The 17,440-nt window shown below is 58.7% G+C and carries 24 protein-coding genes; 15 read left to right on the forward strand and 9 right to left on the reverse strand.

Features of this window, described 5'->3' with window-relative positions; genetic code table 11:
- Positions 1-65 precede the first annotated feature (65 nt).
- The gene (locus ACW9UQ_RS09525) at positions 66-998 is read right to left on the reverse strand and encodes a hydrogen peroxide-inducible genes activator (protein WP_458930786.1); all 933 of its coding nucleotides are present in this window, start codon (positions 996-998) and stop codon (positions 66-68) included.
- A gap of 135 nt (positions 999-1,133) precedes the next feature.
- On the opposite strand from ACW9UQ_RS09525, the gene ACW9UQ_RS09530 reads away from it, so the two are divergent.
- Entirely contained in the window at positions 1,134-1,361 is a 228-nt protein-coding gene (locus ACW9UQ_RS09530; RefSeq protein WP_458930787.1) for a YdcH family protein, read from the forward strand.
- 161 nt (positions 1,362-1,522) lie between these two features.
- On the opposite strand, the gene ACW9UQ_RS09535 is transcribed toward ACW9UQ_RS09530, so the two are convergent.
- The 5 genes from ACW9UQ_RS09535 to ACW9UQ_RS09555 form a co-directional block, all read right to left on the reverse strand.
- Positions 1,523-1,753, reverse strand: a complete 231-nt coding sequence (locus ACW9UQ_RS09535; RefSeq protein WP_458930788.1) for a DUF1127 domain-containing protein — start codon at positions 1,751-1,753, stop codon at positions 1,523-1,525.
- A gap of 37 nt (positions 1,754-1,790) precedes the next feature.
- Positions 1,791-1,997 carry a hypothetical protein gene (locus ACW9UQ_RS09540; protein ID WP_458930789.1) on the reverse strand — a complete coding sequence of 69 codons (207 nt, stop codon included), beginning with the start codon at positions 1,995-1,997 and terminating at the stop codon, positions 1,791-1,793.
- A gap of 246 nt (positions 1,998-2,243) precedes the next feature.
- Positions 2,244-3,098, reverse strand: coding sequence for an ABC transporter substrate-binding protein (locus tag ACW9UQ_RS09545; protein WP_458930790.1), 855 nt, complete (start codon positions 3,096-3,098; stop codon positions 2,244-2,246).
- Positions 3,095-3,793 (reverse strand): energy-coupling factor ABC transporter ATP-binding protein, encoded by a 699-nt coding sequence (locus tag ACW9UQ_RS09550; protein WP_458930791.1) that lies wholly within the window; start codon positions 3,791-3,793, stop codon positions 3,095-3,097. The genes ACW9UQ_RS09545 and ACW9UQ_RS09550 overlap by 4 nt, the downstream gene beginning before the upstream one ends.
- Positions 3,790-4,485, reverse strand: a complete 696-nt coding sequence (locus tag ACW9UQ_RS09555; protein WP_458930792.1) for an ABC transporter permease — start codon at positions 4,483-4,485, stop codon at positions 3,790-3,792. Before ACW9UQ_RS09555 ends, ACW9UQ_RS09550 begins: the two co-directional genes overlap by 4 nt.
- A 160-nt stretch (positions 4,486-4,645) precedes the next feature.
- Between ACW9UQ_RS09555 and ACW9UQ_RS09560 the strand changes: the two genes are divergently transcribed.
- The 9 genes from ACW9UQ_RS09560 to ACW9UQ_RS09600 all read left to right on the forward strand — a co-directional run bounded on the left by ACW9UQ_RS09560 (position 4,646) and on the right by ACW9UQ_RS09600 (position 11,842).
- Positions 4,646-5,836 carry an ABC transporter substrate-binding protein gene (locus tag ACW9UQ_RS09560; RefSeq protein ID WP_458930793.1) on the forward strand — a complete coding sequence of 397 codons (1,191 nt, stop codon included), beginning with the start codon at positions 4,646-4,648 and terminating at the stop codon, positions 5,834-5,836.
- 74 nt (positions 5,837-5,910) lie between these two features.
- On the forward strand, positions 5,911-6,693 hold the full coding sequence (locus ACW9UQ_RS09565; RefSeq protein WP_458930794.1) for an ABC transporter ATP-binding protein: 783 nt from the start codon (positions 5,911-5,913) through the stop codon (positions 6,691-6,693).
- Positions 6,690-7,469 (forward strand): hypothetical protein, encoded by a 780-nt coding sequence (locus ACW9UQ_RS09570; protein ID WP_458930795.1) that lies wholly within the window; start codon positions 6,690-6,692, stop codon positions 7,467-7,469. Before ACW9UQ_RS09565 ends, ACW9UQ_RS09570 begins: the two co-directional genes overlap by 4 nt.
- The gene (locus tag ACW9UQ_RS09575; protein ID WP_458930796.1) at positions 7,466-8,176 is read left to right on the forward strand and encodes an ABC transporter ATP-binding protein; all 711 of its coding nucleotides are present in this window, start codon (positions 7,466-7,468) and stop codon (positions 8,174-8,176) included. The genes ACW9UQ_RS09570 and ACW9UQ_RS09575 overlap by 4 nt, the downstream gene beginning before the upstream one ends.
- Positions 8,177-8,178: 2 nt before the next feature.
- Positions 8,179-8,592, forward strand: coding sequence for a hypothetical protein (locus ACW9UQ_RS09580; RefSeq protein WP_458930797.1), 414 nt, complete (start codon positions 8,179-8,181; stop codon positions 8,590-8,592).
- Positions 8,592-8,993 (forward strand): hypothetical protein, encoded by a 402-nt coding sequence (locus tag ACW9UQ_RS09585; protein WP_458930798.1) that lies wholly within the window; start codon positions 8,592-8,594, stop codon positions 8,991-8,993. The genes ACW9UQ_RS09580 and ACW9UQ_RS09585 overlap by 1 nt, the downstream gene beginning before the upstream one ends.
- The gene (locus ACW9UQ_RS09590) at positions 8,990-9,538 is read left to right on the forward strand and encodes a hypothetical protein (RefSeq protein WP_458930799.1); all 549 of its coding nucleotides are present in this window, start codon (positions 8,990-8,992) and stop codon (positions 9,536-9,538) included. The genes ACW9UQ_RS09585 and ACW9UQ_RS09590 overlap by 4 nt, the downstream gene beginning before the upstream one ends.
- Positions 9,531-10,544: a branched-chain amino acid ABC transporter permease gene (locus ACW9UQ_RS09595; protein ID WP_458930800.1), complete on the forward strand. Its 1,014-nt coding sequence runs from the start codon at positions 9,531-9,533 to the stop codon at positions 10,542-10,544. Before ACW9UQ_RS09590 ends, ACW9UQ_RS09595 begins: the two co-directional genes overlap by 8 nt.
- Positions 10,541-11,842: a branched-chain amino acid ABC transporter permease gene (locus ACW9UQ_RS09600; RefSeq protein WP_458930801.1), complete on the forward strand. Its 1,302-nt coding sequence runs from the start codon at positions 10,541-10,543 to the stop codon at positions 11,840-11,842. The genes ACW9UQ_RS09595 and ACW9UQ_RS09600 overlap by 4 nt, the downstream gene beginning before the upstream one ends.
- A gap of 62 nt (positions 11,843-11,904) precedes the next feature.
- On the opposite strand, the gene ACW9UQ_RS09605 is transcribed toward ACW9UQ_RS09600, so the two are convergent.
- Both ACW9UQ_RS09605 and ACW9UQ_RS09610 read right to left on the reverse strand, forming a co-directional pair.
- The gene (locus ACW9UQ_RS09605) at positions 11,905-13,101 is read right to left on the reverse strand and encodes a multidrug effflux MFS transporter (RefSeq protein ID WP_458930802.1); all 1,197 of its coding nucleotides are present in this window, start codon (positions 13,099-13,101) and stop codon (positions 11,905-11,907) included.
- A gap of 45 nt (positions 13,102-13,146) precedes the next feature.
- Positions 13,147-14,163, reverse strand: a complete 1,017-nt coding sequence (locus ACW9UQ_RS09610; RefSeq protein ID WP_458930803.1) for a LysR family transcriptional regulator — start codon at positions 14,161-14,163, stop codon at positions 13,147-13,149.
- A gap of 153 nt (positions 14,164-14,316) precedes the next feature.
- On the opposite strand from ACW9UQ_RS09610, the gene ACW9UQ_RS09615 reads away from it, so the two are divergent.
- The 5 genes from ACW9UQ_RS09615 to ACW9UQ_RS09635 all read left to right on the forward strand — a co-directional run bounded on the left by ACW9UQ_RS09615 (position 14,317) and on the right by ACW9UQ_RS09635 (position 16,648).
- Positions 14,317-14,922, forward strand: coding sequence for a hypothetical protein (locus ACW9UQ_RS09615; RefSeq protein ID WP_458930804.1), 606 nt, complete (start codon positions 14,317-14,319; stop codon positions 14,920-14,922).
- Positions 14,912-15,535 carry a GNAT family N-acetyltransferase gene (locus tag ACW9UQ_RS09620; protein WP_458930805.1) on the forward strand — a complete coding sequence of 208 codons (624 nt, stop codon included), beginning with the start codon at positions 14,912-14,914 and terminating at the stop codon, positions 15,533-15,535. Before ACW9UQ_RS09615 ends, ACW9UQ_RS09620 begins: the two co-directional genes overlap by 11 nt.
- 10 nt (positions 15,536-15,545) lie before the next feature.
- Entirely contained in the window at positions 15,546-16,106 is a 561-nt protein-coding gene (locus ACW9UQ_RS09625; RefSeq protein ID WP_458930806.1) for a hypothetical protein, read from the forward strand.
- Positions 16,107-16,122: 16 nt separating this feature from the next.
- Positions 16,123-16,266 (forward strand): hypothetical protein, encoded by a 144-nt coding sequence (locus ACW9UQ_RS09630; RefSeq protein ID WP_458930807.1) that lies wholly within the window; start codon positions 16,123-16,125, stop codon positions 16,264-16,266.
- Positions 16,267-16,408: 142 nt separating this feature from the next.
- A complete protein-coding gene (locus ACW9UQ_RS09635) occupies positions 16,409-16,648 on the forward strand; it encodes a helix-turn-helix domain-containing protein (RefSeq protein ID WP_458930808.1) in 240 nt (79 codons plus the stop codon).
- 388 nt (positions 16,649-17,036) lie between these two features.
- On the opposite strand, the gene ACW9UQ_RS09640 is transcribed toward ACW9UQ_RS09635, so the two are convergent.
- Positions 17,037-17,429, reverse strand: coding sequence for a RidA family protein (locus ACW9UQ_RS09640; RefSeq protein WP_458930809.1), 393 nt, complete (start codon positions 17,427-17,429; stop codon positions 17,037-17,039).
- Between the last annotated feature and the right edge of the window lie 11 nt (positions 17,430-17,440).

Consider the following 17,440-nt stretch of genomic DNA (forward strand, 5'->3'; position numbering starts at 1 on the left):
CAGATATTAAAATAGAAAATATCAATCAAATTTAATTGGAAATACCCATCAAGTACCTCAAGGCGCTACTCGACTGTCACCAAGCCTCGGAACCTCTCATAAGCAACAGACTTGGCAACTTCGCCAATGCGCTTGATCAAGTCGCCATGGGCTGATCGATGCCGCCAGACAAGGCCAATCGACCGGGTAAACTGATCATTGCGGAAGCTCAGTGTTTTGACATCGCCCGTATCTTCGGAGACCTCGGAATTGACATAAAGGGCCGGCAGAAATGCGACCCCCATATTCAAAGCCGCCATATGCCGAAGCGCATCAAGACTGGTTCCCTCATAATCCTGCCGGAGATTTCCACCAACTTCCTCACTCAAAGCCGAGACCTGGCTCTGCAGCAGGTAACCGCTTGAAAGCGCAAGCATATCCTCGCCAGTAAGATCAGCGTCCGTCACAGTAACCTTGCGGGTCATCGGGTGGTCCTGTGCCACAACCAGTTTCAAAGGTTCACGGAACAGCCTTTTTACTGCCAGATCAGAAGAGCGCACGGGCAACTGGGTCAGGATCAGATCATGCCGCCCTTCAAGAAGTTCATCTTGCAGAACCAAGGGGGCAGCATCTCGCACAACAACCTTCAGTGCGGGGTAATCTTCATGTAGACGGCGCATGACAAAAGGTAGGAAATACGGCCCCAAAGTGGGGGTCGATCCAAGCCGGATGGTCACATGGGTTCCGTCCCGCGCGCCAGCAGCATGCGCATGAAGCACTGCGGCTTCCTCAATCACCTTGCGGGCCTGCTCCAGCACCCGTCGCCCCCCTGGTGTCAGCACCGCGCCGCGCCGCCCCCGCTCAACCAGTTCCAGCCCCAGCGCCCCCTCAAGCGCGACGATCTGCTGGCTGAGCGATGGCTGGCTGACCCCAACACGTTCGGCCGCACGTCTGAAGTTGTGCATATCAGCCAAAGCAACGAAATATCTCAGTTGCTTAAGCGTGAAATCATTGGACATGTCTCATCCTCCAAATACGCTAGATAAGTTTTTCCTATGCTACTTTAAGGTTTGATAAGCTTCTTATCGCCGAATTCGACCCCATATCGGACTATCGAACAATATCTGTTCGGCAACTCGAAGACGGAGGACATCATGAAGAAAAGGAACATCTCAAAGACTTCGCTTATCGCACATATCAAAAGTCTGCGCGTGCGGCATCGCGAGATTGATGCCAGGATTGACACCGAACAAATGAGGCCATCACCCGATACGATGACAATCCGCTACCTCAAGAAAAAACGTCTTGGCCTGCGCGATGCGATCAGTGGTGCGACAGCCATGCTAAGACGCAACAGCGCCGGACAGGCATCCACAGTCTGACAGATTGCTCAAACGGTAAGCAGCATTTGTTGCTTTCATAGCATCCACCTCAGGACGGCTATAAACGTGATGCTAAAGGCTTGATGCAAAGCCGAAAATGCAAAAAAGGGGCCCCCGAAGTGGCCCCTTCCTCTGCTCAGGCTGCAGCAAACCAGCCCTTCTTACAGAGTCCCTCGTGGATCATTGTAAAGCGCCTCACGGATCGAGGCGCGCAGCGCGTGACGGCTCAGGCCGATATCGGCCAGGTCACGGTCGCTCAGCGATGCCAGTTCAGACAAAGAGCGTTGATACAGGCGATAGCGGGCATACCGCTCTGCGATGTTGGTTTTGATGGCCGAGAAACGGTCGGTCAGACTGTTGCGGCCAGCGAAGCTTTGGGTCAGGTCGGTCATGGGTCTATCCTTTTGCGCAGATGCAAGTTGGGGGGGGTCAGCTGGCAAAGGCCGCGCGTCGGGCGGTTTCTTTTAGCTTGCCGGGATCGATATCCAGATCCCACAAGGTTTCATAAGGCAGGCCCCGCAGAACCCGCAGGGTCTTACGATAGCGCGCATAGCGAACGACGGCATGCGCTGCGTTGGTCAGAAGCGCCGCAGGGTTAGCGCTGATCGATGTCCGGGTCTGTACAAGTTGTGTCATGGTCTACCTCAATCCAAGCGGATGCGACCGCTTCTTTGTGCAATGCAACATGACCAATTGAGATAAGATTACAACGCATGGGAAAGCATTCCCGTCATGCAAAAAACGCATGCCTTAGCGGCCATCGAAAATTCCGGAAGAATCCCAAGGCTTTACTATCCATTTGTATAGTTAACGCGTTTTGAATATCTGCAGAAAACCGCTCCAAACCGGCATAAACCCGCCGGAATGGCCCTGTTACACGGCCTAACCGCCTTGCAGACTGTCCTGATCCACCGGACAACCAACCCTGGCGGCGGCTCGCGCGCGCTGCATATCCACCGAATTGGGGCAGAACGCCTGCTGCCCTTCAATCGTGAAAGCCCCGATCGCGGCCTGCCCCTCATCTGACAAAAACCACTCGATCAGCGCCTGGCTGGCGGCGGATTTCACATGCGGGTGCCGGTCCGGGTTGACCGCGATAATGCCATAGGGGTTGAACAACACTTTATCGCCGGACATCCGCACGTTATGGGCCCGCTTGTTGCCAAAGGTGATCCAGGTGCCGCGGTCGGTCAGGACATAAGCCCCCATCGCCACCGCGATATTCAGCGTCGTGCCCATTCCGGCCCCGGTCTCTCGATACCAATCGCCCTGCGGCTGGATCTCGGCCGCCTGCCACAACTCCTGCTCTTTCTTATGGGTGCCGCTGTCATCCCCGCGCGAGGCAAAAGCAACGCCAGCCTCTGCAATCCGCTGAAACGCCTGAACGGCAGTGCCAGCGCCCGCGACATCGGCAGGATCATCCGTCGGGCCAACGATGACAAAGTCATTATACATCACATCGAACCGCTCTAGCCCGTGCCCTTCGGCGACAAAAGCATCCTCCGAGGTTCGGTGATGCACCAGCAACACATCCGCATCACCGTTGCGCGCAATGCGCAGCGCCTGCCCCGTGCCGACAGCGATCACCTCAACCTTATGACCGGTACGTTCCTCAAAGATCGGCAGAATGGCCGCTAGTAATCCCGAATTCTGTGTCGAGGTGGTCGAGGCCAAACGGATGGTCTCCGCCTGCAAGGGCAGCGCCAGCGCCATCAGCATTACGGTAAGACGGATCATATCTGCCCCTCCAGATAAGCGCGCGCCGCGTCACTGGCGGGCGCGGCAAAGAATGCCTCCGCCTGGGCCTGTTCTGCAAGCTTGCCTTCGTTGAAAAACAGCACCTCATCGGCAAGGCGCCGAGCCTGACCAATATCATGGGTGGCGATCAGCACCTTGACGCCATCGGACACGACCTGACGGATCATATACTCCAAGGCGCGGGTCGAGGCCGGGTCAAGGCTGGCAGACGGCTCATCCATCAGCAGTGCCTGCGGTTCGATCACCAAGGCGCGCGCCATCGCCATGCGCTGACGTTCGCCGCCTGACAGGCGCGCGGCAGGCTGATGCTCTTTGCCGGTCAGGCGCGCCAGATCCAGCACGCGCGCCACCCGGGATGCGACCTCGCCCAGACCCAGGGCTTGCAGAGGAAAGGCCACATTCTGCGCGACCGAGCGGCGCAGGATCGGTGTGTTCTGGAACATGAAACCGCGTTCGGCCCGCGTTGCATCCGCACGGCGTCCGCCCCAGCTGACGCGCCCCTGACTGACCGGCAGCAATCCATGCGACAGGCGCAGGAACAGGCTTTTTCCAGCCCCATTCGCCCCCATCACAACGGTAATCCCCTGCCCCGCAACCTGCAGGTCCAGCGGACCAAGCAGCGTCCGGCCATCAGCGGCAAAACCAGCCCCATCCAGATGCAAAGCAGCGCTCATGCCGCGTGATACCTTTGGCCGATCCGGGCCAGCCCATGCATGGCGATGTTCACCACAAAGGCCAGTGCGATCAGGATCAGGCCAAGGGCCATGGCCAGTTCCAGATTGCCCTTTGAGGTTTCCAGCGCAATCGTTGTGGTCATCACCCGAGTAACGCCGTTGATATTCCCGCCGACGATCAGCACCGCGCCAACCTCGGCAATGGCGCGGCCAAACCCGGCCAGCACGGCCGTCGCAACACCAAACCGTGCATCCCAAAGCACCGTACGCAACGTCAACCAGCGACTGGCCGAAACGGAGAGCAGCAGGTCGCGATACTCCCGATGGATCGGCAGCACCGCTTCGCGTGTCAGGGCGGTGATAATGGGAATGATCAGAATGGTCTGGGCAATGACCATCGCGGTTGGCGTAAAGAGCAACCCCCATTCCCCCAGCGGCCCGGCCCGGCTGAGGGTCAGGTAGACAAACAGACCCACCACAACCGGCGGCAGCGCCATAAGGGCTGTGGAACTGACCACCATAACACCGCGCCCCGGAAAGCGCCATATCGCCAGGACCGCCCCCAAAGGTGCGCCGACCAGCGTGGCCAGAGCCACCGCTGTCAGACTGACCTTCAGCGACAGGATAACGATGCCGAAAAGCACCGAGTCGCCTTCCAGCACAAGATTGATGGCCTGTTGTACTGTTTCCATCCGTCCTCCGTTCCGCGCGACCATAATCACATGCGCGCGGACTGGCCAGCGGGACACGCTCTGTCGAGACCTCTTGCACTTAAGATGCACTTGCCTATGGTCTGTGCAGACGAATCTAAAGGCGCAAAAAGCGTCTGATCTGCAACAAGGGAGTGTTGTTATGAAAAAAATCCTTTTGGCGACAACCGCCGCTGCCATGGTGGCAGGCACGGCGATGGCCGACGGGCACGCGGTTAAGGTTGGTGTCATCCTTGGCTTCACCGGACCGATTGAATCGATCACGCCTTCCATGGCGGACAGCGCCGAACTGGCGATGAAAGAAGCATCGGACAGCGGCGCGTTCCTGGACGGCAAGGTGATCGAGTCTGTTCGCGCAGATTCGACCTGTGTCGACGCCCCGGCTGCAACAGCTGCGGCAGAACGCCTGATCACATCTGAGGGCGTTGTTGCAATCATGGGCGCGGATTGTTCCGGCGTGACCACGGCGATTGCAAATAACGTTGCTGTCCCCAACGGTGTCGTAATGGTGTCGCCCTCGGCCACCAGCCCGGCGCTGTCGACCATTGACGACAAAGACCTGTTCTTCCGCACCTCGCCTTCGGATGCCCGTCAGGGCGATGTTCTTGCCAATATCCTGATGGATCGCGGGATCAAGTCTGCGGCTGTGACCTACACCAATAACGACTATGGCAAGGGCTTCTCGGACGCGTTTATCGCAGCTTATGAAGGGCTTGGCGGTGAGGTTACGATCAACGCAGCACACGAAGACGGCAAAGGCGACTACTCTGCCGAGGTTGGTGCACTTGCTGCCGCAGGCGGCGATATTCTGGTCGTGCTCGGCTATGCCGATCAGGGCGGCGTCGGGATCATCCGTACCTCGGTCGACACAGGCGCATTCGAAACCTTCGCTCTGGGCGACGGCATGTATGCGGACAGCCTGCTTGAGGCTATTGGCGACGATCTGAACGGCACCATCGGCTCCGTGCCCTGGTCCGAAGGCGATGGCACAGACGCGTTCAACGCGCTTGCCGAAGCGGCCGGTTTGGACCCCAACAGCAGCTATACGCGCGAAAGCTATGACGCGGCGGCGCTGATCGCGCTGGCAATGCAGAAAGGCGGCTCTGCCGACCGTGCTGCTGTTGCTGCGAACCTGCTTGATGTAGCCAACGCACCGGGCGAGAAGATCCTTCCGGGTGAACTGGCCAAGGGTTTGAAAATCCTCGCTGAAGGTGGCGATATCGACTATGTCGGCGCAACCAATGTCGAGCTGATCGGACCGGGCGAAGCTGCCGGCACCTATCGCGAGTATGAGGTCAAAGGTGGCGAATACACCACCGCTGGCTTCCGCTGAGACCGCTGGTCTGAACGGATGACACCACCCAGGAGGCGGCATACGCCTCCTGGGTTTTCTTTAAGAGGTATCGCATGATCCGGGTCGATGATCTGCACATGCATTTCGGGGGCATCCGTGCTGTTGACGGGGCGTCTCTGGAAATCGAAAAAGGCTCCATCACTGGGTTGATTGGGCCGAACGGGGCGGGCAAGACCACCTTGTTCAACGTGGTCGCCGGGCATTACACGCCGACCTCGGGCCGTGTCTTTCTGGATGGACAGGATATCACGGGGCTGCCGCCGCATGACCTGTTTGGCAAAGGTCTGCTGCGCACCTTTCAGATAGCGCATGAATTCTCAACCCTGTCGGTCCGGGAAAACCTGATGATGGTTCCCGGCAACCAGTCGGGGGAAGGGCTTTGGGATGCCTGGTTCAAGGGCAAGAAGGTCCGTGAGGAAGAGGCTGACATCCGGCGCAAAGCCGATGAAGTCATTGAGTTCCTTGAAATTTCCCATGTAGCTGACGAGCTGGCGGGCAATCTGTCCGGCGGGCAGAAGAAGCTGCTGGAACTGGGGCGCACCATGATGGTCGACGCCAAGATCGTGTTTCTGGACGAGGTCGGCGCGGGCGTGAACCGTACCCTTCTGAACACCATTGGCGACGCAATTCTGCGGCTGAACAAGGAACGCGGCTACACGTTTTGCATGATCGAACACGACATGGATTTCATCGCGCGCCTCTGCGATCCGGTCATCGTGATGGCCGAGGGCAAGGTCCTGATGGAGGGTCCGGTCGAGGCGGTGAAGACCGACGAACGGGTGATCGAGGCCTATCTGGGAACAGGGCTGAAGAACAAGCCGGAGGCGGTGGAATGACCCGGGAAATCGGGTGCCAGCAAGCGTCTGGCATGCGTATGGCAAGCGTATGGCAGAAAAGCCAGCCCTGCGCGACCGCATCTGTCCTGCTTGGGACGCTCTGCTATGGCGCTGCGGCGATGGCGCAGGATACGCAACCGGGCCTGCTGGCCACCATGGAATATGGATCGCAGATCATCGAAATCCTCGACGACGGCACCTGGCGCTTTGAAGCTGGCACTGCGGTCTTGCCCCCCCTGGACGACAAACCTAAATGCTTCACTATCAGCGGAGGTCAGGCCACGTTCTGCCCGACTGACACAGACTGGGGACGCGGCGTCGTTATGGCGTCAGATGGCGGGCAGGAGCATGTCTATGACCTAGGCCAGGGGCTGAACCTGTCGATCTATTATGATCCGGCTTACGGGCATGAAGGTGATCTTGAGTATTGGGAAGATGTCAGGGACACGGGTTTGGCGGGCGGTCTTATAAATTGGGCTGCCGAGGCGCTGACCGGTTTGGACATCGAAAATGAGCAGATCACCATCATGGATGATACGGTCTATACCGAGCATGCAACCGGTTCTGATGACCTGGAGCGGATTTTCTATGCAGAGCTGCTGGGCAAGAATGACTCTCTTTATATCGAATTGACGGCTGTAAGCTATGGCATTGTAGGGGAGCCCGACGAGCTTTGGGCCAGGTTCGATGCCATCCGGAAAACACTGAATGACAGTATCACCATATCAGGCAAGCCCCTGACCGAGATACGTGCCAGCCAGGAGCAGGCAGAATGAGTACACCGTTTCTGATCGGCGATAAGATGACCGGTGGCTATGGTGCGGCGGATATTCTGCATGACTGCACCATCAGCGTGGAACAGGGCGAGATCGCGGTGATTGTCGGCCCAAATGGCGCGGGCAAGTCAACCGCGATGAAGGCGGTGTTCGGCATGTTGCCCCTGCGCAAGGGACGGGTGATGCTGGACGGGCGGGATATCACAAAGCTAAGCCCGCAGGACCGCGTCTCGGCTGGGATGGGGTTTGTGCCGCAGACCTCGAACGTCTTTACCTCGATGAGCGTGCGCGAGAACCTTGAGATGGGGGCCTATATCCGGGACGATGATTTCTCGGACACGATGGAACAGGTGTTTCATCTGTTCCCGATCCTGCGCGAAAAGGCTGCGCAGCCCGCCGGGGAATTGTCGGGCGGGCAGCGCCAACAGGTTGCGGTTGGCCGTGCCCTGATGACCAAACCCAAAGTGCTGATGCTGGACGAGCCGACCGCCGGGGTCAGCCCTATCGTCATGGACGAATTGTTCGACCGTATCCTTGAGATCGCCAAGACCGGCATCGCCATTCTGATGGTGGAACAGAATGCCAAGCAGGCGCTGAACATCGCCGATAAGGGCTTTGTTCTGGTGCAGGGCGCAAACCGCTTTACCGATACCGGGGAAGCGCTGATGGCCGACCCGGAGGTCCGGGCGAGTTTCCTGGGGGGATGAAGATGCGTTGGATGACAGCCCGCGTTGCATCGGCCCTGATAACGGCAAGCCTCGCCACCGGCGCGGTGGCCGGGGAGCGTTACTATTGCGAAGGCAATGTGACCTGCAAGGCCGCGCAAAGCTGCATGGGCGGTGATATTATCTGGGCCTCCTACCTTTGGAAGGAGGGCGATGTCTGGATCGAGAGCATTGAGCCATTCGAAGGTGAGACATTCGTCTATGAGAAAATCGGCACGCCTGCGCGTTGGGGCGGGGCGGTCTTTCTGCAACGGGTTTCTGATGAGGACGGAGTGCTGGCTGTGACCATGATGACCATCCTGCCGGATCTGCGCATGATGATGACCTGGTACAATAACACGCCCGGTGCGCTGTCTGAGGAATATACGCTGCTTAGCCTATGCGAGGTGGAGGGATGATGCGCCCTGCCCGGCATGTGGCCCTTGGGCTGCTGGCCTTGCCTGTGGCGGCAACCGGTGCATGGGCCGAGGGATATAGCTGCGCCTTTGACCAGTATTGCGCCGGTATCGCGCCATGTGTGGTGCTGGCGACACCGAAGGTGGTGGAGTTTAGCAAAACCGCGATCGGTTTCGAAGCCAGAGAGAATGGCTATGAGCTGGCTGAAGCGCCGTTTCGCATTGTCGAAGAGGCGGGGGGCAATGGTGCTCTGTTCCTGACTGGTGAGCAGGATTGGGCCCAGGGCGCCGAGCGTTGGCTGGTGTCGATCCTGCCCGATGGGCCGGTGCGGATGACCAAGCACAGCACCATAGCTTTCGGCGAATTCGAGACGCATCTGGGGATGTGCGAGGTGACAGAATGAGCCTGGCGGTTTCCAAGGCGATCCGCATATGGACGGCTGTGAGCCATGATCAAGGGCAGCGCCCGGCCCGGGGTGGGCGAGAAGCGCCCGCCCATGGGGCGGGTCGGGCGCTGCCCGGCGTGGACGCCGGGCGGTCCGGTGATGGGCGGAGCCGCTACGCTTTCTGGCTCTGTGCGGTTTTGATTTCCTTCACCATGCCGAGCCCATTGCTGGCCCAAGCGCATATCTTTGAATGCACCCCGAGTGCGCATTGTAGCTGGAGCATGGGAAAGAAGATGGTCTGCGGCCCGTCCGAAGAGGGCTTCGTGTCAATCTCTCCGTTCGAAAACACCACGTTCTGGGACGGCCAGGAAGTCATCTGGAACGCGCCGGAGGTTATCGGCCCGCTTGTGGCCTTTCACGGCAAGACAACGGATGACGGTGTGGCTGTGTCCAGCCTCGTTCATCGCAAGACACTGGAATGGCGTGCCATCTTTTCCTTCGATTTCGAAGGAACCCTGCGGCAGCTGACTTATCTGGGAAAGTGTATACCGGTTCATGACTGATATCCTGAATGCCTTCGTCCTTTTATCGAACTTTGTCCTGATCCCGGGGCTGGCCTATGGCGCGCAGCTGGCGCTGGGGGCGTTGGGGGTGACGCTGGTTTATGCGGTGTTGCGGTTCTCGAACTTTGCCCATGGCGATCTGATGGCCTTTGGGGCGATGTGTGTGATCCTGATGACCTGGGTGCTGCAGGAGGCGGGGATTTCCGCCGGGCCTTTGCCGACGGCCTTGCTGGCGCTGCCGGTGGGTATTCTGGGGGCGATTGCGTTAAGTCTGATCTTTGATCGAACGGTGTACCGGTTCTATCGGGCGCAGAAAGCGGCACCAGTGGTGTTTGTGATCGCCTCGGTCGGGGTGATGTTCATGATCAACGGGCTGGTGCGGATCATCATCGGGCCGGAGGATCAGCGGTTCGCCGATGGCGAACGCTTTGTGATCCGGGCGCGGGAGTTCAAGGAGATGACCGGGCTGGCCGAGGGGCTGGCGCTGCGCACGACGCAGGTGATCACGGTTGTTGTGGCCATCGCCGTTGTGATCGCGCTGTTCTGGTTCCTGAACCGGACCCGCATGGGCAAAGCGATGCGGGCCTATTCGGACAATGAGGATCTGGCGCTGCTGTCGGGGATCAACCCGGATAAGGTGGTGTTCTGGACCTGGGTGATTGTGGCGGCGCTGGCGACGATTGCGGGGACGCTTTACGGGCTCGACAAGTCTTTCAAGCCGTTCACCTATTTCCAGCTGCTGCTGCCGATCTTTGCCGCCGCCATTGTGGGGGGGATCGGCAATCCGGTGGGGGCGATTGCGGGCGGGTTCCTGATCGCGTTTTCCGAGGTGACGGTGACCTATGCCTATAAACGCTTTATCGGTCATCTGGCACCGGAGGATTGGGCGCCTGATGGGCTGCTGCAACTGCTGTCGACCGACTACAAATTCGCGGTCAGCTTCGTGATCCTTGTCGTCGTGCTGCTGGTGCGCCCGACCGGTATCTTCAAGGGGAAAGTGATATGAGGACCGCGCTGCTTTATGGTCTGATGGCGCTGGCCATCGTTGGTGTCGGGCTGACCGATGGCTGGAACGTTGCGCTTGGTATTCTGAACATGGCGCTGATCTCGGCGGTGATGGCGCTGGGGGTGAATATCCAGTGGGGTTATGCCGGGCTGTTCAATGTCGGGATCATGGGGTTTGCCGCCCTTGGGGGTGTGGCGGCTGTGCTGACCTCGATGCCGCCGGTGGGGGATGCCTGGGCGGCGGGCGGTCTGCGGGTGATGGGGGCCGGTGTTGTGCTGGCTGCGGTCATCGCGGCGATTGTGTTCTGGCGCCGGGCAATGCAGGGGCGCTTGCGTTTCTGGGGCAGTCTGGTGCTGGTGGTCGGGGGATATGCCCTGATCCGTATGGTCTATGATCCTGCGGTTGATGCGATCGAAGCGGTCGATCCGGCCAAGTCCGGGTATCTGGGCGGCCTGGGTCTGCCGGTTCTGGTGGGCTGGCTGATCGGCGGCTTGTTTGCGGCCGGGGCGGCCTGGGTCGTGGGTAAAATCTCGCTGGGATTGCGGTCTGATTATCTGGCGATTGCGACGCTGGGAATTTCCGAGATCATCATTGCGGTGCTGAAGAACGAGGATTGGCTGACCCGCGGGGTCAAAAATGTCACCGGCTTGCCCCGTCCGGTGCCTTATGAACTGGACCTGCGCGATACCACCTGGCTGCAGGATCTGGCGACCCGTTTTGGCGCCCCGCCCGAGGTGGCCGCAGCGATTGTCGTCAAGCTGCTTTATGCGGTGCTGTTTGCTGCGGTGCTGGGTGTGCTCTTCTGGCTGTCGCAGCGGGCGCTGAATTCGCCCTGGGGCCGGATGATGCGGGCGATCCGGGACAATCGCGATGCCGCCGAGGCTATGGGCAAGGATGTGACGGCGCGGCATTTGCAGACCTTTATCCTGGGCTCTGCCGTGGTGGGAATTGCGGGCGCGATGCTGGTGACCCTGGACGGGCAGTTCACGCCGGGGACGTATAACCCGCTGCGCTTTACCTTTCTGATCTGGGTGATGGTGATTGTCGGCGGTTCTGGCAACAATGCCGGGGCGGTGCTGGGCGGTATCCTGATCTGGTTCCTGTGGATCAAGGTCGAGGAATGGGGTCCCGGCATGATGACCTTTGTCACCAGCTGGATGGATGACGGTTCTTTGAAAAAGCGGCTGATTGATGCCGGTCCGCATCTGCGGCTGTTCCTGATGGGGCTGATCCTGCTGATCGTGCTGCGGTTCAGTCCGCGGGGGCTGATCCCGGAACGGCGGGCGGCACGAGGCTAAAGCGCTTCGAGTTTACCGTGAGACATCACGTAAACTCGAAACGCGTACACCCTATAAGCTTGTCACTGCGTTTCGGGATAAGCTTGCGTTTCGGGTTTATCTTGAAACGCTTTCAGCCGGACACTTACCAGCAGCAACGCACCCGTCCCGACAAAGCCGGCCATGGTCAGCGCCATGGTCAGCCCGCCACCATGGTAGCTGAGCGATGAGACCGCCCCGGCGGCTGCCGCCGCGCCAAGCTGCAGCGCGCCCAGCACAGCCGAGGCCGCGCCCTGCGGCATATCCCGGGCCTGATCCAGCACGACGATCTGGCCCGCCGCCATCATCATCGCAAAGCCTGCGGCATAGACCAGCATCGGCAACAACAGGCTGAGAACGGTTTCGTATCCGAACACCAGCGGCAGCAGCAAAAGGCCGATGCCGATGACCATCAGGCGCATGGACATATAGACAATTGCCACACCATCCCAGTGGTTTGACAGTTTTGAGCACAGCACATTGCCAATGATAAACGCACAGATCACCGGCAGGTAGGTGACGCCGTAGACCTGCTCAGACACGCCCAGCCGGTCGATAAAGACCACCGGCGCGGTCGAGACATAGGCAAAAAACGCCCCGAAGGTCAGCGACAGCGCCAGGGCTGTGCGCAGAAAGACCGGTTGGCCCAAAAGCTGGCGGTATTGGGCAAAGGGGTTGCCTGCGGGGCGCTCTCGGTCCGGGGGCAAGGTTTCGGGGACCCAGCGCCAGAAGGCCAGAAGGGCCAGCAGGGCCAGACCGGCGATTGTCCAGAAACTGGCAGTCCAGCCGAACCAGGCCTGCAGCTGCCCACCGATAAGCGGCCCGATCGCTGGGGCAACGCCCATCACGGCCCCATAAAGCGCCATCACCTGCATGGCCTGACGCGAGCCGTAAAGCTCTCGTATAATCAGCACCACAACGACCGATGGGACCGAGGAAAACAGCCCCTGCAGAAACCGCCCTGCCAGAAGCGCATTGATCGAGGTGCTGAAGGTGCAGGCGGCCGATACAATGACAAAGAGCGGGAAGGCCCAGAGCAACAGACCGCGGCGGCCGATGCGATCCGCCAGCGGCCCATGGATCAGTTGCGCGATGGAATAGGCCGCCAGGTTGATGCCCACGACCAGTTGCGCCATGCGGATATCTGTATCCAGGGCATCAGGCAGCGATGGGATCGACGGGGTTAACAGATCCGTGGACAGCACGCTGACGGCGGTACATCCGGCCAGCACGAACGGCACGAGTGGGCTGATTGCCTGTGGGTCCCGTGACGCCAAAACGTGCGGTCAGGAAATGTCGCGGAATTTGCCGGAGGCAGCGAAGTCGGTCATCGACCGATCCTGCCAATGCGCACTGTCGAAATCGATAAAGGCACTGGGGTGGATGAACTCATCCCGGAACCAGGGGAACTTGGCCGGTTCAAAGCATTCGACCAGCCAGTCGATCATGGTCGCCACGCGCGGGGTGCGGCGGGCATCGGGGTGATAGGTCATCCAGATATCCATGCGGTGATGGATACCGACATCAATGGGCATCACACTGGGCCCGACAAGGGCGGAGGCATAGGTGGGCAGACCGCCGATCCCTGCCCCGCGCTCTACCGCATAGAAATGCGCGGCGGAGGAATTGGTACGGATGCCGATCACCCCCTCGATATCATCAAGACCGAGATAGCGCGGCCAGGCCCCATGATCCAGCTGTGGGCCGACCTGATCGACCAGCCGGTGATCCATCATCTCATCCCGGGTTTTGGGAATGCCATAGACATCCAGATAGCGGCGCGAGGCATAGGGGTAGATGTGAATGCTGCCCAGGCGGCGGCGCATCACATGCGGGTTGGTGGGTTCTTCGAACTGGATGGCGACGTCAGCCTCCATCCGGTTGACATCGACCAGGCGTTCGGAGGCCTGCAGGTCGATCACCATCATCGGGTTGCTGCGCTGAAAGTCGATCAGGCGCGGCATCAGCCAATAAGACCCGATCCCCTCGGTCGCGGCGATCCGCACGATGCCACGTTTGGTGGCATCGAAGGTTTCGATCCGGCGCTGAAAGTCAAACGCGCCCTGTTCGATCTGATTGGCACTGGAAACCAGACGAGCGCCTTCGCGCGTAAGCTGAACGCCATTTGGCAGGCGGTCGAACAAGGTGAAGCCGAGGTTATTCTCAAGCGCACCGATACGGCGCACAACGGTTGAGGAGGTCAGGCCAAGCGACTTGGCCGCAGCCCTGAAACTCAACGCCCGGGCGCAGGCCAGAAAGACCTTCAGGTCGTCCCATGAAAGGTTCGTGTTCAGCTTGTTCATCGCTTTGCCTGCCTGCTGCATCTGTGCAGCAGCCTGATGTTGATTCTATGCCCTGATAAAATGGCCGGTACCGGTTACGTTTTCTACTCTAAAGTGTGTTCTGTGCAGGTTTATGTCGCATTCGTGACAAGAATCTGGCGAGGTGTCATGTTGATGCGGTTGAAATCAAAGGAATTTGACCACCTGAGGTCGAATCCCGCCCAAACCCGGATTGGGCTGGGACGCGCGACAAAACGTGATCTCGAAACGATTTATCCACTGCTTGATGTTGCGCTGGCGCATCAGCTTGCAGAGCTTTCGGTGCTGGAACGTATCCGAAAGCATCATCCGGATAACCTTTGGGCCATCCGGAACCGGCGCACGAACAAGACTTCTGGCATCTATGGTTTGCTGCTGCTGAATGCGGCGGGCCATGCTGCTGTGCTGGACGGCAGCTTTACCCCGACGGACCCCGATCCGGCCACCCTGGCCACACCGGATCAGCGGATCGCGGCGATCTACAAGTGGGGGGTCTATGCCCCCGGCGTTCTGGCCGCCGCCTTTTCCATCATGTCCGAAAAATTGTCACACCCCGAATTCCGCCATCTCGATATCTTCGGGAACGGAACCACCGAGGCCGGGCGCAGGATGCTGCGCACCCTCGGCTTTCGACGGGTTGAGGGGGGCACACCCCCGAACCTGTTCATTTACCACCGGCACGCCCAAAAGGGAGCCACCTACCCCCCCCCAAAAGAATGGAGCCACCCCTATGCTCGATAGTCAAACCTACCCCACTGCTGAGAAGAAAATCGCCAAACCGCTGAGCGTGAAGATCGCGCGGACCATGGAAGATATGATGAAAGTCTCGGTCATCCGGGCCGCTGTTTATATGGCGGAACAGGATTGCCCGTATGAAGAAGAGTTCGACGGCAATGATTTTTGTGCGACGCATCTGATCGGCTATGTCGGGGATGAACCGGTGGCCTGCATGCGCCTGCGGTTCTTTGGCGGATTTGCCAAAATGGAACGGATGGCGGTGCGCCCGCAATTCCGCAACACAAGGATCGCCTTCAAGACGATCCGTGAAGGCATCGCGTATTGCAACCGCAAGGGGTTCTCGACCATTTACGGTCATGCCCGCAATGAACTGATCCCGCTGTGGAAAATGTTTGGTTTTGAAATTCTGGAAACCAGCCGCGAGTTGGTCTTTTCGGAATATGCCTATACCGAAATGGTGCATGAAAGCGAATTGCCCGAAAATGCGCTGACCTTGGGTTCTGACCCGTATCAGTTGATCCGGCCCGAAGGCGACTGGGACCGCGAGGGTGTGCTGGAACGGTCTGTCACGCGTAACGATGGCCAGCCGGCCGGTTTCGCAATCGCAGCACAGTAAGGCCGGTTTCATGAGTGTGGTGATCCGGCCCGCCCCAGAGGTTTTTCAACGTAAAAGCCCCATGGTCCTTATCTTCGGCGCGTTTCGGCGCGCCGGGGATGATCTGCCGCCGATGGACCACGACATCACGTTTCTGCGCGATGTCGTCGAGAACGCGCGCCGTTACCGGCAGGTGCTGGCGTTTTCCCGGCGGATCAATCCTGGTGAAACGCTGCCCGATGGCCATTGGCTGCCCGGCTGCCGACCCAAGATCAGTGATCGGCTGTTCGATCATGTCGGCGCGTCCTGTTTCAGCAACAGTGAATTTGCAGCCATGTATGCTGTCTTCGCTCCACGGTTGATTCAGGTGGCCGGACCGGAAAATGATTCGTCGCTGGCAGCAACGGTGCTGGACGAACAGGCGGATCGCACGGCGTTTCGAATGATCGCCGCCCGTCAGCCGCTGCAAAATTGCAGCACGGTCAACGGGAATGCTGCAGTATCATCCACGCTTTCGCCACAATGTCCGAGCATTAAGCCTGTGGACATTATTTTTTGGCTCAACGAGCTGAGGAGTATCGAGACACGGTGAAGTATTGGAATACGAAATGGAAGAAAAAGAGCGAGATGCCATAATTAGAATGATGATTTACATTAAATATGAGCTGATAAGAAATAATATGGACGAAGAAGCGGATATCATTTCAAAAGCAATAGATAAAGCAGAGAGCAGATTTACAAAAAAATTCTGATCATATATTTATATTTTACAGAAAAAACTTTTCCCATACATCTTTATAAATACTGGCAATGCGCGATGCAAATTTGCACATTCTAGCAGAGGTTGAATAAATCGGTATTCTGCCCCTCAACATAGATATGAGGTCGCAGTCCATGCCTAACCAGATCCGCAAAGTTCTAGGATCCAGTGTTCGGCGCATTCGGCAGGAGCGCAAGATCAGTTCAGAAGAGTTGGCCCGCGCGATCGACATCACATCTTGTGAGCTGGAACAGGTCGAGACCGCGAAAGCCGCGATCCGCCTTGATCAGTTGGTTGGTTTGAGCAGCGCACTGAATGTGCCCCTGCTGAGTTTGTTTAGTGACGAGGTGCCTGCGGCGAACCTTCACCCGTGACCCTGGTGAACCGCTGTGTGTTTGAGGTGCATCAAGGGGCTGCGTATCGGCCCCAACGGTCGTTAGAGTTTGGTCCGGCGTGTAATGGGTAGTTCTGTAGTGTTTGCCGGACCTGTTTGAACCGTTGTGTAAATGGAGCTCGTGTTTTGTGTCGCTCCGGTGGTCAGGGCTGATGTGTATTGGTCAGTCTGCGTATGGATCGCCAGGATCAGGCCCGTAGTTAAACTGATCTGACAGTCTGGCGCCTGCATCCCAGCAAAATGCAGGCGCCAGTTCTTTTTCTGCAGCGTCATGCGAAAACCTGAATCATCTAACGCTGCCTGAAATCAAAGATTTCAACGCGTTTGATGATGCGTGATGTTTAAGGTATTTCGCGAGACGCTATAGATCACGCATCGCGACTGGCGATGATCCGGATTTCGACAAGGGCACCGGGGCGGCGCAGTCCGGCGGCCTCTATCGCGGTCCAGGCCGGGTATGGGGCGGGCAGAATGTCCAGGCGGACGTGATCGAACAGCTCGAAATGATCGCGCAGGCCGACGTGATAGCTGGTCATCTCGACAATTGCGGCAAAGCCTAAGCCTGCTTCGCCCAGTACGGCACCGATCTTGGCGAAAGCGGCGCGAAACTGGGTTTCGGGGTCGTCTGGCATAGCGCCATCCGGTGCGCTGCCGGTTACTCCGGTCAGAAAGACCAGTGGCCCCGCGGCAATTGCGGGGGACATATTCAGATTGGTAACGGCGGCTTCGGCCCCTTTGGGCACGATGAGTTGCTTGGGCATGTCTTTCTCCT

The sequence above is a fragment of the Halovulum sp. GXIMD14793 genome, from assembly GCF_054457435.1.

What these genes read in the sequence shown, in the direction of transcription:
- ACW9UQ_RS09570 (WP_458930795.1), top strand. Translation starts at nt 6,690, where the DNA reads ATGACCCGGGAAATCGGGTGCCAGCAAGCGTCTGGCATGCGTATGGCA.
- ACW9UQ_RS09585 (WP_458930798.1), top strand. Translation starts at nt 8,592, where the DNA reads ATGCGCCCTGCCCGGCATGTGGCCCTTGGGCTGCTGGCCTTGCCTGTG.
- ACW9UQ_RS09540 (WP_458930789.1), bottom strand. Translation starts at nt 1,997, where the DNA reads ATGACACAACTTGTACAGACCCGGACATCGATCAGCGCTAACCCTGCG.
- ACW9UQ_RS09610 (WP_458930803.1), bottom strand. Translation starts at nt 14,163, where the DNA reads ATGAACAAGCTGAACACGAACCTTTCATGGGACGACCTGAAGGTCTTT.
- ACW9UQ_RS09595 (WP_458930800.1), top strand. Translation starts at nt 9,531, where the DNA reads ATGACTGATATCCTGAATGCCTTCGTCCTTTTATCGAACTTTGTCCTG.
- ACW9UQ_RS09575 (WP_458930796.1), top strand. Translation starts at nt 7,466, where the DNA reads ATGAGTACACCGTTTCTGATCGGCGATAAGATGACCGGTGGCTATGGT.
- ACW9UQ_RS09640 (WP_458930809.1), bottom strand. Translation starts at nt 17,429, where the DNA reads ATGCCCAAGCAACTCATCGTGCCCAAAGGGGCCGAAGCCGCCGTTACC.
- ACW9UQ_RS09555 (WP_458930792.1), bottom strand. Translation starts at nt 4,485, where the DNA reads ATGGAAACAGTACAACAGGCCATCAATCTTGTGCTGGAAGGCGACTCG.
- ACW9UQ_RS09590 (WP_458930799.1), top strand. Translation starts at nt 8,990, where the DNA reads ATGAGCCTGGCGGTTTCCAAGGCGATCCGCATATGGACGGCTGTGAGC.
- ACW9UQ_RS09615 (WP_458930804.1), top strand. Translation starts at nt 14,317, where the DNA reads ATGCGGTTGAAATCAAAGGAATTTGACCACCTGAGGTCGAATCCCGCC.
- ACW9UQ_RS09530 (WP_458930787.1), top strand. Translation starts at nt 1,134, where the DNA reads ATGAAGAAAAGGAACATCTCAAAGACTTCGCTTATCGCACATATCAAA.
- ACW9UQ_RS09600 (WP_458930801.1), top strand. Translation starts at nt 10,541, where the DNA reads ATGAGGACCGCGCTGCTTTATGGTCTGATGGCGCTGGCCATCGTTGGT.
- ACW9UQ_RS09545 (WP_458930790.1), bottom strand. Translation starts at nt 3,098, where the DNA reads ATGATCCGTCTTACCGTAATGCTGATGGCGCTGGCGCTGCCCTTGCAG.
- ACW9UQ_RS09565 (WP_458930794.1), top strand. Translation starts at nt 5,911, where the DNA reads ATGATCCGGGTCGATGATCTGCACATGCATTTCGGGGGCATCCGTGCT.
- ACW9UQ_RS09580 (WP_458930797.1), top strand. Translation starts at nt 8,179, where the DNA reads ATGCGTTGGATGACAGCCCGCGTTGCATCGGCCCTGATAACGGCAAGC.
- ACW9UQ_RS09560 (WP_458930793.1), top strand. Translation starts at nt 4,646, where the DNA reads ATGAAAAAAATCCTTTTGGCGACAACCGCCGCTGCCATGGTGGCAGGC.
- ACW9UQ_RS09550 (WP_458930791.1), bottom strand. Translation starts at nt 3,793, where the DNA reads ATGAGCGCTGCTTTGCATCTGGATGGGGCTGGTTTTGCCGCTGATGGC.
- ACW9UQ_RS09635 (WP_458930808.1), top strand. Translation starts at nt 16,409, where the DNA reads ATGCCTAACCAGATCCGCAAAGTTCTAGGATCCAGTGTTCGGCGCATT.
- ACW9UQ_RS09620 (WP_458930805.1), top strand. Translation starts at nt 14,912, where the DNA reads ATGCTCGATAGTCAAACCTACCCCACTGCTGAGAAGAAAATCGCCAAA.
- ACW9UQ_RS09625 (WP_458930806.1), top strand. Translation starts at nt 15,546, where the DNA reads ATGAGTGTGGTGATCCGGCCCGCCCCAGAGGTTTTTCAACGTAAAAGC.
- ACW9UQ_RS09525 (WP_458930786.1), bottom strand. Translation starts at nt 998, where the DNA reads ATGTCCAATGATTTCACGCTTAAGCAACTGAGATATTTCGTTGCTTTG.
- ACW9UQ_RS09535 (WP_458930788.1), bottom strand. Translation starts at nt 1,753, where the DNA reads ATGACCGACCTGACCCAAAGCTTCGCTGGCCGCAACAGTCTGACCGAC.
- ACW9UQ_RS09630 (WP_458930807.1), top strand. Translation starts at nt 16,123, where the DNA reads ATGGAAGAAAAAGAGCGAGATGCCATAATTAGAATGATGATTTACATT.